This window comes from Streptomyces sp. NPDC088785, assembly GCF_044750685.1.
In the GTDB taxonomy this organism is placed as follows: domain Bacteria; phylum Actinomycetota; class Actinomycetes; order Streptomycetales; family Streptomycetaceae; genus Streptomyces.
Window position 1 is genome coordinate 546,363 of the sequence record NZ_JBIVKH010000002.1, and the last position, 14,666, is coordinate 561,028.

Annotated in this window: 12 protein-coding genes; 4 read left to right on the forward strand and 8 right to left on the reverse strand. The window is 74.8% G+C overall.

Annotation, left to right across the window (positions count from 1 at the left end):
- Positions 1-29 precede the first annotated feature (29 nt).
- Complete coding sequence (locus ACIP5K_RS08115) at positions 30-1,466, forward strand: regulator (RefSeq protein WP_401406558.1); 1,437 nt, start codon at positions 30-32, stop codon at positions 1,464-1,466.
- A 115-nt stretch (positions 1,467-1,581) separates the two neighbouring features.
- Here the strand turns inward: ACIP5K_RS08115 and ACIP5K_RS08120 are convergent, their stop codons facing one another.
- Together ACIP5K_RS08120 and ACIP5K_RS08125 are read right to left on the reverse strand one after the other, a co-directional pair.
- A complete protein-coding gene (locus ACIP5K_RS08120; RefSeq protein WP_401406561.1) occupies positions 1,582-2,919 on the reverse strand; it encodes an NAD(P)/FAD-dependent oxidoreductase in 1,338 nt (445 codons plus the stop codon).
- A gap of 207 nt (positions 2,920-3,126) precedes the next feature.
- Positions 3,127-3,789: a TetR family transcriptional regulator gene (locus tag ACIP5K_RS08125; protein ID WP_401406564.1), complete on the reverse strand. Its 663-nt coding sequence runs from the start codon at positions 3,787-3,789 to the stop codon at positions 3,127-3,129.
- 115 nt (positions 3,790-3,904) lie between these two features.
- On the opposite strand from ACIP5K_RS08125, the gene ACIP5K_RS08130 reads away from it, so the two are divergent.
- The gene (locus tag ACIP5K_RS08130; protein ID WP_401406566.1) at positions 3,905-4,693 is read left to right on the forward strand and encodes an SDR family NAD(P)-dependent oxidoreductase; all 789 of its coding nucleotides are present in this window, start codon (positions 3,905-3,907) and stop codon (positions 4,691-4,693) included.
- A gap of 574 nt (positions 4,694-5,267) precedes the next feature.
- On the opposite strand, the gene ACIP5K_RS08135 is transcribed toward ACIP5K_RS08130, so the two are convergent.
- On the reverse strand, positions 5,268-6,470 hold the full coding sequence (locus ACIP5K_RS08135; protein WP_401406569.1) for a MarP family serine protease: 1,203 nt from the start codon (positions 6,468-6,470) through the stop codon (positions 5,268-5,270).
- A gap of 93 nt (positions 6,471-6,563) precedes the next feature.
- On the opposite strand from ACIP5K_RS08135, the gene ACIP5K_RS08140 reads away from it, so the two are divergent.
- Positions 6,564-7,358, forward strand: a complete 795-nt coding sequence (locus tag ACIP5K_RS08140; protein ID WP_401406572.1) for a peptidoglycan recognition protein — start codon at positions 6,564-6,566, stop codon at positions 7,356-7,358.
- Positions 7,359-7,373: 15 nt separating this feature from the next.
- Here ACIP5K_RS08140 and ACIP5K_RS08145 read toward each other — a convergent pair whose 3' ends face one another.
- A complete protein-coding gene (locus ACIP5K_RS08145) occupies positions 7,374-8,744 on the reverse strand; it encodes a hypothetical protein (protein WP_401406574.1) in 1,371 nt (456 codons plus the stop codon).
- A gap of 121 nt (positions 8,745-8,865) precedes the next feature.
- Entirely contained in the window at positions 8,866-9,360 is a 495-nt protein-coding gene (locus ACIP5K_RS08150; protein ID WP_401406577.1) for a GNAT family N-acetyltransferase, read from the reverse strand.
- A 32-nt stretch (positions 9,361-9,392) separates the two neighbouring features.
- Here ACIP5K_RS08150 and ACIP5K_RS08155 point away from each other — a divergent pair, with 32 nt between their 5' ends.
- Positions 9,393-10,280: a TIGR01777 family oxidoreductase gene (locus ACIP5K_RS08155; protein WP_401406580.1), complete on the forward strand. Its 888-nt coding sequence runs from the start codon at positions 9,393-9,395 to the stop codon at positions 10,278-10,280.
- Between the two features lie 10 nt (positions 10,281-10,290).
- Here ACIP5K_RS08155 and ACIP5K_RS08160 read toward each other — a convergent pair whose 3' ends face one another.
- The 3 genes from ACIP5K_RS08160 to aceE form a co-directional block, all read right to left on the reverse strand.
- On the reverse strand, positions 10,291-10,806 hold the full coding sequence (locus ACIP5K_RS08160) for a DUF4240 domain-containing protein (protein ID WP_401407544.1): 516 nt from the start codon (positions 10,804-10,806) through the stop codon (positions 10,291-10,293).
- Positions 10,807-10,903: 97 nt separating this feature from the next.
- Entirely contained in the window at positions 10,904-11,881 is a 978-nt protein-coding gene (locus tag ACIP5K_RS08165; protein ID WP_401406583.1) for a helix-turn-helix transcriptional regulator, read from the reverse strand.
- Between the two features lie 78 nt (positions 11,882-11,959).
- On the reverse strand, positions 11,960-14,662 hold the full coding sequence (gene aceE / locus ACIP5K_RS08170) for a pyruvate dehydrogenase (acetyl-transferring), homodimeric type (protein ID WP_401406586.1): 2,703 nt from the start codon (positions 14,660-14,662) through the stop codon (positions 11,960-11,962).
- Positions 14,663-14,666 lie beyond the last annotated feature (4 nt).

Sequence of the window (14,666 nt, forward strand, 5' to 3'; positions counted from 1 at the left end):
GGCCCGGAAGGCAGGAGACCGCACAGCTGATGACGGAACGACCTCCGCAGCGCACCCCGAACCGCCAGCTCGCCGCGCTCATCGCGGAGGCGGGTTTCTCCAATGCGGGGCTCGCGCGCCGCGTGGACCAGCTAGGGCTGGAACACGGTCTCGACCTGCGTTACGACAAGACCTCGGTGACCAGATGGCTGCGTGGCCAGCAGCCGCGGGGAACCACACCCGCACTGATCGCCGAGGTGTTCACCCGACGGCTCGGCCGCCGCCTCTCCGCCCAGGACCTCGGGCTCGACGCGTGCGCACCCGTGTACGCGGGCCTGGAGTTCGCCGGCTCGCCCGAGGAGGCCGTCGACATCGTCAGCGGCCTGTGGCGCAAGGACTCGGGCAGCCATGTCGAACTGCGCAAGATCGCCTTCACCCCGGCCGGGCTCGTGGTGCCCAGCCGGGACTGGCTGATCGGCCGCGCCGACGACCGGGTGGGCCGGGGCGAACTGCCGCCCCGCGTCCCGCCCCAGGGCCGGCCCGGCGTGCCCCGCCAGCGCACCCAGACCGAGCGCGGCCCCGGCCAGAAGGTGACCGGCGGCGACATCGCGGCCCTGCGCTCGGTCGGTGAGCTGTTCCGCGCCCTCGACCACGCCTACGGGGGCGGGCACGCCCGGCAGGCCCTGGTCCGGTACCTGGAGCACGAGGCCGAGCCGATGCTGCGCGGCACCTACGGCGAGCAGACCGGCCGGCGCCTCTTCGACGCCGTCGCCGACCTGACCCGGCTCGCCGGCTGGACCTCGTACGACATCGCGGCGCACGGCCTCGCGCAGCGCTACTTCGTGCAGGCGCTGCGGCTCGCGCAGGCCGCCGCCGACCGGATGTACGGCTCGTACGTCCTGGTCACCATGAGCCGCCAGGCCGTGTACCTCGGGCACGGACGGGAGGCCGTGCAGCTCGCGCGGGTCGCCCAGCAGGGGGTGGGCACCGCGGCGCCCCCGGCGGTCCAGGCCATGCTGCACTCCGTGGAGGCGCGCGGGCACGGCGTCCTCGGCGAGGTGCGGGCCTGCACCTCCTCGCTGGTCCGGGCGGAGCGGGCGCTCGACGCCGTGCGGCCCGGGGACGAGGTGCCGCACTGGGCGCGGTTCTTCGACGAGGCGCAGATGTCCGACGAGTTCGGGCACTGCTACCGCGACCTCCAGCAGTACCGGGCGGCCGCCCAGCACGCGGAGCGCTCGCTGCAACTGCGCTCGCCGGGCTTCGCGCGCAGCCGGCTGTTCTGCCGGGTGGTGCTCGCCTCGGCCCGGCTCGGGCTCGGCGAGCTCGACGCGGCGTGCGCGCTCGGCGCGGAGGCGGCCGCCGCGGCCGCCGACATGCGCTCGGTGCGGGCGCACGAGTACGTGCGCGAGTTCGAACGACGGCTGGAGCCGTACCGGGACGCCGGTCCCGTCCGCGGCTACCGGGACAAGGTGGCGACGCTCGGCTGACGGCCCCGGGGCGCCACCGCCGGGGAATGGGGGCGCCCGCCTCCGGAATGTGCCACGGAGACGGGCGCGATCTTGGGGCGCCCCGACGGATGGAACCAGACGGAGGGCCGTGGGCTCAAGCGGCTTTCTCCTCCGCGGCGTCCCGCGGGGCCTGCCGGGCCGCCGCTCCCAGGTCCGCCAGGACGGCCCGGGCCGCCCGCCGGCCCGAGTGCAGCGCGCCCTGCACGGTGCTGGTGTCCCGGTGGTCCCCGCACACGTACAGGCCGTCGAGCAGGCGCACCGGGCGGCGCGGATCGTGCGGGGCCGGCATCGCGGGCACCGCGCGCGCCGCGTGGTGCACGGCGAGGGTCTCCCAGCTGCGGGTCGACGTGCCGTAGAGCACGGCGAGCTGCGTGCGCAGCTCGCCCTCGCGCGGCGGCGGGCCGAGCACGGTCGAGGAGACCAGCGCGCGGCCGGCCGGGGCGCGGCTCGGGTCCACCTGGCTGATCACGGCGGTGTGCGCGACCGGCCCGAGCCGGTCCGCGTCGAGCAGCAGCGCCGGTTCGGTGAGCGGCGGTTCGGGCGCCGCGTGATGCACCACGGTGACCTGGTGGAAGCGGGGCACGCGCAGGCCGGGCAGCAGCTCCGCGGCGGCCGCCGCGTCGGTCGCCAGCACCACGCCGCGGCAGGCGAACTCGCCGTGCTCGGCGGTGGTGATCCGGTTCGCGGCGACGGCCGTGACCCGGACCCCGGTGCGCACGGTGCCCGGCGGCAGGCCCGCCGCGAGCAGTTCGGGCAGGGCGTCGGCGCCGCCCTCGGGCACGGCCAGGCGGCCGTTCGCGTACGCGTGCAGGGCCAGGTCGGCGATCCGGCTCGACGTCCGCAGGTCCGGGTCGCAGAGCAGGGCCGCGAGCAGCGGCCGCAACAGGCCGTGCACCGTCCTCGGTGACAGCCCGCGCTCCGCCAGGGCGCGTCCCGCGGGCTGTTCGGGCCGGGCCAGCAGCCGCGCGGGCTCCGTCGCGGCGATCCGGGCCAGCGCGGCGCCGAGCCGCGCGTGGTCGAGCGGGCCGCCGAGCGGCGGCCGGACGCCCCGCGCCGGGCGGGGGGCGCTCGCCAGGGCGCGTGCCGCGTTCAGCGCGCCCCTCGCGCGCCGGGCGCCGGACGGTTCTCCCGCGCGGTGGCGGCGGCCCTCGCTGTGCACCAGCACGCCGGAGGAGAAGGGGCGCAGGACGAGGCCGTCGAGGCCCGGCGTGCGGCGCAGTTCCGGGTACGAGGTGGAGAGCAGCCGGCCGATCCGGTCGAGCCGGAATCCGTCGATCTTCTCCGTGGACATGCGGCCGCCGACGCCCGATGCGGCCTCCAGGACCAGGGTCCTCACGCCTGCCCTGGTCAGGTGCTGGGCCACCGAGAGCCCGGCGATCCCGGCTCCCACGACGACGACGGTCCCTGGTGCTGCGTGTGCGGGCTCAAGCACGTGCGCCTCCCCGAGGTTGCGCGGCTGTTTGCTGGAGGCGTGTGCCCCCGACTCGGCCCCGGAATACCTGAGTTCGGGTCGAGGGTAGGTCGCGTTCCGGTGGAGGCGGGGCCGCGCATCGGGGCGGCACGGGCGCACGTGACCCGCGCGCGGTGCGCCCCGTGGCGGGACGCGGCGCTACGGGGCGCTAGGGGGCGCTACGCGGCGCTACGGGGCGGTGGCGGCCGGGGTGCCGCTCCCGGGGGCCGCCACGCGGTGCGCCGCGCCGCCGAGGGCGCGTGCCACCAGATCCGCCGGGGAGCCGGGGCCCGCCACGTCGGCGTCCGAGGCCGCCCAGACCTCCAGGGACACCCGGATCGCGTCCGTCGCGGCGGCGGCGATCAGGCGCAGCTCCAGCTCGTCCGTCGCGGGGTCCACGAGCCGGGCCACGACCGGCAGCAGCCGCTCCTCGGACTCCTGGTTCACCCGGTACCAGACGGCGCGCAGGGCCGGATCGTCCTGCGCCGCCCGCAGCAGGCCGCGGGTCCAGCGCAGCGCCTCCGCCGCCGCCTCGCCGGGCTGGGAGAGCGAGGCCACCGCCGCGGCCTCCAGGGCCCGGGGGAGGGGGGTCCCGGGCTCCGTCGCCGCCAGCAGCTCGCGCCACCGGGCGCCGCCGGTGGAGAGCAGCGGGCCCACGGCGTCCTGCTTGTTGCGGAAGTACCGGTAGAAGGTGCGCAGCGCGACCCCGGCGCGGCCCGCGATCTCCTCCGCCGTGGTGCCGTCGGGGCCCTGCTCGGTGAAGAGCTCGGCGGCGGCTTGCGCGATGTCGAGCTGGGTCGCGGCCTTGCGGCGCTCGGTCAGCGACAGGGGCGGGTTCACGGGTCGGCTCACCCGAGGAAGCCTAACCGGCGACGGCCAGGTCGGCACGTGGCGCCACTGTGGCAAAACGTGTCACCTAGGCGTACGGTGAAGCCGCATCTCAGAACGAGACCCTCAGGGAGTCGACATGAACCGTTACGAAGGCCGCCGCGCACTCATCACCGGCGGGGGCTCGGGCATCGGCCAGGCCACCGTGCTGCGCATGCTGACGGAGGGCGGCAGCGTCGTCGCCGCCGACGTCAGCGAGGCCGGCCTGCGGGACACCGTCGCCAAGGCGGGCGACAGCGCCGGGCGGCTCACCACGGTCGTCGTGGACATCGCCGACGAGGGGTCCGTACGCGCGGGTGTCGCCGCCGCGCTGGGTGTCCTCGGCGGGCTCGACGTGCTGGTCAACGCGGCCGGCATCCTGCGCTCCTCGCACACCCACGAGACCTCGCTCGCCGACTTCGGCCAGGTCGTCGCCGTCAATCTGACCGGCACCTTCCTGATGATCCGCGAGGCCGTCCCGGCGCTCCTCGAAGGGAACTCCGCCGCCGTCGTGAACTTCAGCTCCACCTCCGCGCTCTTCGCCCACCCGTACATGGCGGCCTACGCGGCCAGCAAGGGCGGCATCCAGTCCATGACGCACGCGCTGGCCGCCGAGTACAGCAAGCAGGGCATCCGGTTCACCGCCGTGCAGCCCGGATCCATCTCGTCCGGGATGACCGACGGCTCCGGCGAGAGCAAGCAGAGCCAGGGGCCCGGGCTGCCCGCCGACACCGACTGGAGCCTCTTCGCGAAGCTGTCGCCCGCGCTGGGGGACGGGGGGTTCGCCGGGCCGGACGCCGTGGCCGGGGTGGTGGCGATGCTGGCCTCCGACGACGGCCGCTTCATCACGGGCACCGAGGTACGCATCGACGGCGGTACGCACTTCTAGGCTCCCGGTGATGTCGGGGCCCTGGCCGATTGGGCCTGGCCGGGGCCGATCGCGCAGTTCCCCGCGCCCCTGGGTGGTCCGTCGTCTGCGGCCCGGTGGGGGCTGGCCGCGCAGTTCCCCGCGCCCCTGGGTCCGTCCTCGGCTGACGGCCGGTGGCCGCTTCTCGCGCAGTTCCCCGCGCCCCTGAGATGCGCACTGCGTGCGCCATCTCATCGGGGAGGCGCGTCGGTGTCCCGCCTCCGTCCCACCCCCTCCGGAGGCGCGCGAAGCGCAGCCTCAAGGGGAGGCTGCGCGCAGCGCATGCCTCAGGGGCGCGGGGAACTGCGCGTCCAGCCACGACGAGAGGCGCGCGTGAAACACGGCCTAGGGGCGCGGGGAACTGCGCGAGACGCGGCCACCGGGCCGCAGACGACGGACCACCCAGGGGCGCGGGGAACTGCGCGACCAGCCACGACGGTGGCGCGCCTGGAAGACGGCCCAGGGGCGCGGGGAACTGCGCGAGCAGCCACCACGAGAGCCGTACCCGAAAGAGGGCCCCAGGGGCGCTGAAGAAGAAGGGTCCAGGGGGGTCGGGTCAGGAGGAGATCAGGGAGCCGGTGTTCACCGGGGTCGTCGCGGAGGCGGCGCGGGTGGCGTCGGCGGAGACCTCGGCGGCGGTCAGCACGTACCCGGTCCCGGCATCGGAGGTGGACCGCGCGAACACGACCCCGTACACCTCACCGGAGGTGGTGAGCAGCGGCCCGCCCGAGTTCCCCGGCCGCACGGTGGACCGGATCGAATAGATCTCGCGGGTGACCCCGCTCCGCCCGTAGATGTCCTGCCCCCCGGCATCGATGGTGTCGGCGACCGTCGCCGCCTGGAGATCGAGCCCGCCGTTCTGCGGATACCCGGCGACCACCGCGGCGTCCCCCCGCCCCGCACCGCCGTCGAACCTCAGCACGGGCGCGTCGAGCCCGGGCACGTACAGCACCGCCACGTCCTTGTCGGAGTCGAAGAGCACCACGCGCGCCGGATACGCCCGCCCGACCCCGCCCACCCGGACCGTCGGCTCGTCGATGCCGGCCACCACGTGCGCGTTGGTCATCACGTGCCGGGCCGCGTACACGAAACCGCTGCCCTCGCGGCCCTGGGTGCCCGACGAGCCCTCCACCTTCACGGTGCTCCGGGTCGCGGCCCGGGTGGCGGCCGCCGTGACGCTGTCCCCGGACGGCTCGGCGACCTCGGCCGACGGCTCGTGCGAGAACGGGTCGAAGACCTGCGGGAACCCGGCCGAGGTGAGCGCCCCGGAGGCCCGCGAGAACCAGGACGGGGTCGTCGACGGCATCGAGTCCTGCACGGCGCCCAGCACCGAGGAGCCCCGGATCGCCTGGTTCAGCGCCGTGGACGACGACGACGCCAGGACACTGCCCGCCACCCACGCCACGACCAGCACGGCGACGGTGCCCGCCGCGGCCCCGCCGACCCCGTCCGCCACCCGCAGCGGCCCCGGCGCCCGCTCCATCCCGAACCGCACCCGCGCGGCGAGCAGCCCGGCCAGCGCGTGGCCCGCGAGCGCGGGCAGCACGACCGTCAGCACCGCGACGACCGTGGCCGTCGACGTGCCCGGCGTGACGGCGTCCATCACGAACGGCAGCAGCCACACCCCGACGGCGGCGCCGCCGACGAACCCGGCCAGCGACACACAGCCCGCCAGCAGGCCGCGGCGGTAACCGGACGCCGCGTAGGCCACGGCCACCACGATCAGCGCCACGTCGAGTACGTGAAGGTGCAGGTCCATATCGGTAACAAACGACTGCGCCCCCGCCGGTGGTTCCGCCGACTGGCAGACATGTGGCCGACCGCACAGCGTCCGGGCCCGGACAGTGGAGGAATGCGTGTGCTGCGAAGGGTGCTGTGCTGTCTGCCCGGGGCCCTGGCCCTCGGACTGCTCGTGCTGTGCGCCGTCGGCGCCGACCGGCCCGGGCCCGGCCCCGCCCGGGCCGTGGCGGGCCCGGTGATGCCGGCGGCCGCGCTGCCGGTGCGGGCCCGCACCGCGTCCGGCGGGGCGTACGCGAGCGCCGCGCCGCGGATCGTGCCGCGCGGCCGGTGGCTCGCGCGGGCCGACACCTACCACCGCGACCCCGTCCGCTACGCCGACCGGGTCGTGGCGGTCTTCGTCCACCACACCGACTCGCCGAACGGCTACGACTGCGCCGACACCCCGCGCATCATCCGCCACCTGTACGCGGGCCAGGCGGGCGGCAGGGCCTGGGACGACATCGGCTACAACTTCCTCGTCGACCGCTGCGGCACCGTCTACGAGGGCCGGGCCGGCGGCGTCGACCGGCCCGTCGTCGGCGCCCACACCCAGGGCTTCAACCGGAACACGGCCGGGATCGCCGCCATCGGCACCTTCACCGAGGGCACCCCCGTGCCGCGCGCCATGACCGACGCCATCGCCGCCGTGGCCGCGTGGAAGCTGGGCCTGTCCGGCGTCGACCCGCGCGCCACCGTGCGGCTGGTCTCCAGCAACGGCCACAGCCGCTACCCGGCCGGCGCCACCGCCGGCTTCCTGGCCGTCTCCGGACACCGGGACGGCTACGAGACGTTCTGCCCGGGCCTCGCCCTGATGGCGGAACTGCCCGCGATCCGCGCACACGCCGCCCACCTCCAGGGGCGCGCATGACGTGCCTGCCGCGGCTCAGGCGGGCTTCAGCGTGCCGCCGTCCTTCAGCCGGTAGGACCGGCCGCCCAGCTGCGGGCTGGACGCCGGGTCGTACGTCACCGCGTACCCGTTCCCGTCGATCGCCCGGGCGACCTTCTTCGCCACGCCGTCCGTCGACCGCCCGTCGCCGAACGCCAGCCCCTTCAGCGACGACGTCCCGGCCACCGACCAGCGCGCCGCGCCGGACAGCGTCAGCGACGCGCCCCTGACCCTGCCGTCGAGCACCGTCGACCCGGTCAGCTCCACATCGGCCGTGGAACCGTCCGCGACCAGCACCGAACCCCTCAGCTTCTCGTCGTCCGCCCGGAACGTCGCGTCGGCCATCTCCCCGACCCGCAGCAGCGCCCCGCCCTTGGTCTTCACCTCGGCGCCGCCCGTCAGCTCGATCTCCGCCGTGCTGCGCCGCACGCGGAACAGATCGCCGTCCGTCGCCAGCAGCGCCCCGTCCGCCATCCGGTACGAGGTCCGCCCGCCGCCGCGCAGCACGACACCGCCCGCCGCCGCGGTCGCCCGGACGTTCTTCAGGGACAGCGACCCGCCGGCCTCCAGCGTGAACGCCTCCGAGTTCGCCAGGTCGAACAGCGTCCCGGACAGCGAGACGTCCCCGGACGTGTGCACCCCCGGCGACCCGCAGCCCGCCGACGTCATCGTGCCGCCCGACACCGTCACCTTCCCGCCGCCGGGCCCGGTCGCGACCGGCGCGGACTGCGCGCCCATGGTGACGATCTGCACATACGTCAGGTCCAGCGCGCCCCCGTACGACGCCAGCACCCCGTGCGAGGACGCGCCCTGCGCGTTGATCCCGCCGCCGCTCATCGTGGCCCGCGACTTCCCGCCCGTCGCCACCACGCCCGACGACCCCTTGCCGGTCGTGTAGTAGACGCCGCCGGACAGGTCGAGCAGGCCGCCGTCACGGGCCAGCAGCCCCGCGTTCACCCCGCGGCCGTCCGCCACGGCCCGCGCCGAGGCACCGCCCTCCTTCGTCACCTTCGCGTCGTACAGCGACAACCGCCCCGGCCCGGACACCAGGACCGCCGACCGGTCGGCCCGGTGCGCCGTGAACGTCTTCCTGCGCGGCGCCTTCCGCGTACCGCTGTCCACCGTGTACACGCCCGTCGCCGCGGGCTGCCCGGCCGGGTCCGCCGCCCCGGCCTCCGGCGCGATCGGCTTCGTCACGCAGCGCGCGCCGCTCGCCGTCGCGGCGGGCGAGGCCACCGGCGGCGCGGCCGTGTCGCCGTCGTCGGAGCAGGCGGTCAGCGCGGTCACGGCGAGCGGCAGCAGCAGGACGGAGGCGGTCGCCGTGCCGCGGCGGTGTCCCGGGCGCCGCGAGGGTCGCAGGTGATTCATGGGCTCTACGTTCACATCTCGTGTTCCCCGGGGCACCACCGGCACCCCGATAGCGGATCGGGCGGTGCCCGGATCGGCGCCACCGCCACCCCGCAGGACGCGGTCCGCGCCGGGCCGCCCGCTACAGGGCGCGGCCCATGAAGACATCGTCCACATAGCCGCCCTCCAGCAGGAACTCCTCCGGCAGCACCCCCTCGACGACGAAGCCCTCCGACGCGTACAGCGCCCGCGCCGGAGCGTTGTGGCCCAGGACCCGCAGCGTGATCCGGCGCGCGCCCTGCCGCCGCGCCAGGCCGACCGCCGCCCGCACCAGCATCCGGCCCACGCCGCGGCCGCGCGCCGCGTCGGCGACGGCCAGCCCCTGGATCTGCCGGACGTGCGCGTTCGCCACGAGGCCCGTGGGGTACCCGACCCGGACGTAGCCCACCAGGGCGCCGTCCAGCTCCGCCACGATGTGGTCCCGCGGACCGAACCGGTCGGAGAAGAACGGCGGATAGGGCGGCCGCGGCGCGGGCAGCACCGCGTGCAGCGGAGACCACGTCGCCCGGTCGAGCCGGCCGAGCGCGTCCTCGTCGTCCTGGGCGGCGAAACGTATCCGAGGCTGTGGCTGCGACATGCGGGCCACCCTATGACCGGCAGGATGGAGCCATGACACGTATCGCGGTGGCAGGTGCCTCAGGACTCATCGGCTCGGCCCTCGTCCGGTCCCTGACCGGGGACGGACACGACGTGCTGCGCCTGGTGCGGCGCGCACCCCGGACGGCGGACGAGGTCCGCTGGGACCCCAAGGGCGGTGAGCTGGACGCGTCCCGGCTCGCCGGGTGCGAGGCGATCGTCAACCTCGCCGGGGCCGGCGTCGGCGACCACCGGTGGACGGCCGCCTACAAGCAGGAGATCCGGGACAGCCGGGTCCTGGGCACCACCGTGCTCGCCGAGGCGGCGGCCGCGCTGCCCGAACCGCCCCGCGTCTTCCTCAACGGCAGCGCCGTCGGCTACTACGGGGACACCGGGGCGCGGGCCGTCGACGAGAGCGCACCGGCCGGCGACGGGTTCCTGGCCGGGGTGTGCGTGGAGTGGGAGGCCGCCACCGCGCCCGCGCACCAGGCCGGCATCCGGACCGTGCTGGCCCGCACCGGGCTCGTCGTCTCCCGGGACGGGGGCGCCTGGGCCAAGCTGTTCCCGCTGTTCAGGGCGGGCCTCGGCGGGCGGCTCGGGGACGGGCGGCAGTACTGGCCGTACATCGCGCTGCACGATCACGTCGCCGCGCTGCGGCACCTCCTGGACACGGAGTCCGTCGCCGGGCCGGTGAACCTGACGGCGCCGCACCCGGCCACCAACCGCGAGGTTACCGCCGCCATGGGACGCGTGCTGCGGCGGCCGGCCCTGTTCCCCGTCCCCGCCGCGGTGCTCCGCACGGCGCTCGGGGAGATGGCCGGGGACGTGCTCGGGTCGAGCCGGGCGGTGCCCACCCGGCTCCTGGAGTCCGGGTTCGACTTCGCCTTCCCGGGCCTGGACGACGCCATCCGGGCGGCGTGACGCCGCCCGCCTATCCGAAGCGCTCCGTCAGGCCCGGGTACAGGCGGGCCAGGGCCGCCGGGTCCTCGAAGTCGATCGGGGTGCCCGCCGGCTCGGGCGGGGCCGCGGGGACACCGAGATCGGCGGCGACGGCGCCGGTCAGCTCCTCGTAGGCCTCGTCGGCCGCGTACCCGAGCTCCTCCCCGTCGCCGTCCACCTCGTCGTCGAACCCGGGCAGCAGCTCGGCCAGCGCGTCGGGATCGTGCAGCGCCCCCTCGAAGACCTCCCGGCCCTGCCCGATCAGCCAGCACCGGAAGTAGTCGAACGCGTCGTCGCTCGCGCCGCCGAGCAGCACCCACGCGGCGCCCCACAGATCCCACCGGTACGCGCGGTTGTAGCGGGACTCGAAGTGGCGGGCGAAATCGAGCACCCGGTCGGGATCGAACTGGAGCAGTCTCTCGACGAGCAGGTCGGCATGGTCCTCGGGGTCGCCCCCGGCGGCCTCGCGGGTGCTGTCCACGATCTCCCAGAACTCGGTCTCGTCCATCACGGGACAAGCATCTGCCCTGGACCCTGACGACGCACGCGGAGCGGAAGACGAACGCCACTTCGTTATGCACGCACATGCCCAGGGCACCCGCCGCTCACCCGTACCACCCGCCCATCCGCCGCGCCGCGACCGCGAACCGCTCCCGCAACGCGTCCGGGGCCACCACCTCCGCCTCCGGCCCCAGCGTCATGAGCTGCGTGTACGCCACCGCCTCCGACTCGACCGGCAGCGTCACCGTCACCCGCCCGTCGGCCCCCTCGACCGCCGTGGCCAGGGCCTCCCGCGCGGACGCCCGCCCGGTGGCGTACGGCAGCTGCCGTACCCCCGAAGCCGTCAGCCGCACCACGACCTCGGCCCGCAGGATCGCCCGCGCGAACTCGTCGGCCCGCTCCGCCCAGAACGCGGGCAGCTCGAACGCCGGGTCCCGCGCGAACCGCCGGGCGTCCGCCGTCACCGCCACCGACTCGATCCGGTCGACGCGGTACACCCGGAAGCCGGCGCCGTCGCCGCGCACCCGCGCCGCCAGATACCAGACCCCGGCCTTCAGCACGAGCCCGTACGGCTCCAGCTCCCGCTCCACGACCGCGTCCCGCCGGGTGTACGAGACCCGCAGCACCAGGTCGTCCCAGACCGCCTCGGCGATCGCCGGCAGCAGCTCCGGCGTCACCGGCTCGTGGAACCAGCCGGGGGCGTCCAGATGGAACCGCTGCGCCGCCGTCCACGACGCGTCCCGCAGCGACGGCAGCAGCGCCGCCGACACCTTCAGCCGGGCCGCCGACGCCGCGTCGTCCAGCCCCATCTCGCGCAGCGCGCCCGGCACCCCCGACAGGAACAGGGCCTCCGCCTCGCTGCGCGCCAGCCCCGTCAGCCGGGTGCGGTAGCCGCCGATCAGCCGGTAGCCGCCGGTGCGGCCCCGGTCCGCGTACACCGGCACGCCCGCCTCGCTCAGCGCCTGCGCGTCGCGCGTGACGGTCCGCTCGGAGACCTCCAGCTCGCGCGCCAGCTCGGCCGCGGTCATCGCGGACCGGGACTGGAGCAGGAGCACCATCTTGATCAGGCGGGCAGCACGCATGCCGCCATCATGCCGCCCGGGTACGACAACGCCCCCGCCACGCGAGGGGGCGGGGGCGCCGTCGTGGACGGGCGGGTCCTACAGGCCGTAGCGCTCGCGCGCCTCCTTCACGGCCGTCGCCTTGACCTCGCCGCGCCGGGCGAGCTGGGCCAGGGCCGCGACGACGATCGACTCGGCGTCGACACCGAAGTGGCGGCGGGCGTCCTCGCGGGTGTCGGAGAGGCCGAAGCCGTCCGCCCCGAGCGAGGAGTAGTCCTGCTCGACCCACTGCGCGATCTGGTCGGGGACCTGCCGCATGTAGTCGGAGACGGCGAGCACCGGACCCTGCGCACCGGCGAGCGCCTGGCGGACGTACGGGATCCGCTCCTCGCCCTTCAGTAGCGCGTCGTCGGCCTCCAGGGCGTCACGGCGCAGCTCGGTCCAGGAGGTCGCCGACCAGACGTCGGCGGCGACGCCCCACTCCTCGGCGAGCAGCCGCTGCGCCTTGAGGGTCCAGTGGATGGCCGTACCGGACCCGATGAGGTTGAGCCGCGGCGCGTTCGCCACCGGCGAGAGACCGGCGCTCTCCGCGGTGTTGAACCGGTAGAGGCCCTTGATGATGGCCTCGTCCAGACCGGCCACGGCCGGCTTGGCCGGCTGCGGCATCGGCTCGTTGTAGACCGTCAGGTAGTAGAAGACGTCCTGGTCCTCGCCCGGCCTGGCCTCGCCGTACATGCGGCGCAGGCCCTCCTTCATGATCGTGGCGATCTCGTAGGCGAAGGCCGGGTCGTACGTCAGGGCCGCCGGGTTGGTCGCCGCGATCATCGGCGAGTGGCCGTCCGCGTGCTGGAGGCCCTCACCCGTCAGCGTCGTGCGGCCGGCGGTGGCGCCGACGACGAAGCCGCGGCCCATCTGGTCGGCGAGCTGCCAGAACTGGTCGCCGGTGCGCTGCCAGCCGAACATCGAGTAGAAGATGTACAGCGGGATCATCTGCTCGCCGTGCGTCGAGTACGACGTGGCGGCGGCGATGAAGTCGGCGAGCGAGCCCGCCTCGTTGATCCCCTCGTTGAGGATCTGGCCGGACGTCGACTCCTTGTAGTACATGAGCTGGTCGCGGTCGACCGGGTCGTACGTCTGCCCCTTGGGCGAGTACAGGCCGAGCGACGGGAACAGCGACTCCATGCCGAAGGTGCGCGCCTCGTCGGGAATGATCGGCACCCAGCGCTTGCCGGACGTCTTGTCCCGTACGAGGTCTTTCAGGAGCCGGACGAGCGCCATCGTCGAGGCGACCGGCTGGTTGCCGGAGCCCTTGTCGAACGCGGCGAAGGACTTGTCGGCGGGCGCGGGCAGCGGCGCGAGCGGCTGCGTGCGGCGGGCCGGGGCCGGGCCGCCCAGCGCGGCACGGCGCTCGGCGAGGTAGCGCAGCTCGGCGGAGCCCTCGGCGGGACGCGCGTACGGCACGACGCCGTCCTCGAAGCGGCTGTCCGGGATCGGCAGGTCAAGGAGGTCACGCATGCCCTTGAACTCGTCGATCGTCAGCTTCTTCATCTGGTGGTTGGCGTTCTTGGACTCGAAGCCCTTGCCGAGCGTGAAGCCCTTCACGGTCTGCGTGAGGATGACCGTCGGCGCGCCCTTGTGCTCGACGGCCGCGCGGTACGCCGCGTACACCTTGCGGGGCTCGTGACCGCCGCGCGAGACGTGGAAGCACTCGGAGATCTTGTCGTCGGACAGGACCTTCGCGAGCTCGACGAGCGCGGGGGAGGTGCCGAAGAAGTTCTCGCGGATGTAGGCGACGTCGCGCGTCTGGTACGTCTGGAACTGGGCGTCCGGGACCTCACGGAGCCGCTCCTGGAGCGCGCCGGTGGTGTCGAGCCGGAACAGCTCGTCCCACGCGTTGCCCCACATCGACTTGATGACGTTCCAGCCGGAGCCGCGGAACTGGGCCTCCAGCTCCTGCACGACGCGGAAGTTCGGGCGGACCGGCCCGTCCAGGCGCTGGAGGTTGCAGTTGATGACGAACGTCAGGTTGTCGAGACCCTCGCGGGCCGCGAGGGTGAGCGCCGAGGTCGACTCGGGCTCGTCCATCTCGCCGTCGCCGAGGAAGGCCCAGACGTGCGAGTGGGAGGTGTCCTTGATGTTCCGCGCGCTCAGGTAGCGGTTGAACCGCGCCTGGTAGATCGCGGAGAGCGGGCCGAGGCCCATGGACACGGTCGGGAACTCCCACAGCCAGGGCAGGCGGCGCGGGTGCGGGTACGACGGCAGGCCGTTGCCCCCCGCCTCGCGGCGGAAGTTGTCCAGCTGCGCCTCGGAGAGGCGGCCGTCGAGGAAGGCGCGGGCGTAGATGCCCGGCGAGGCGTGGCCCTGGATGTACAGCTGGTCGCCGGAGCCGTCGCCCTCCTTCCCGCGGAAGAAGTGGTTGAAGCCGGTCTCGTACAGCCAGGCGGCGGAGGCGAAGGTGGCGATGTGGCCGCCGACGCCGTGCTTGCTGCCGCGGGTCACCATCGCCGCCGCGTTCCACCGGTTGTAGGCGGTGATCTTGGCTTCCAGCTCCTCGTCACCGGGGAAGTCCGGCTCGGCGGAGGTGGGGATCGAGTTGATGTACTCGGTCGACAGGAGCTTGGGCAGCGGCAGGCCGCCGGCCTCGCCGCGCTCCAGCGTGCGTCGCATCAGCTGCGCGGCACGGTGCGGCCCGGCCGCCTGGGTAACGGCGTCCAGGGAGGCCTGCCATTCGGCGGTCTCCTCGGGGTCGCGGTCCGGGAGCTGGTCGAGCTCGCTCGGCTGGATGCGCATGGGGTCGGTCATAGTC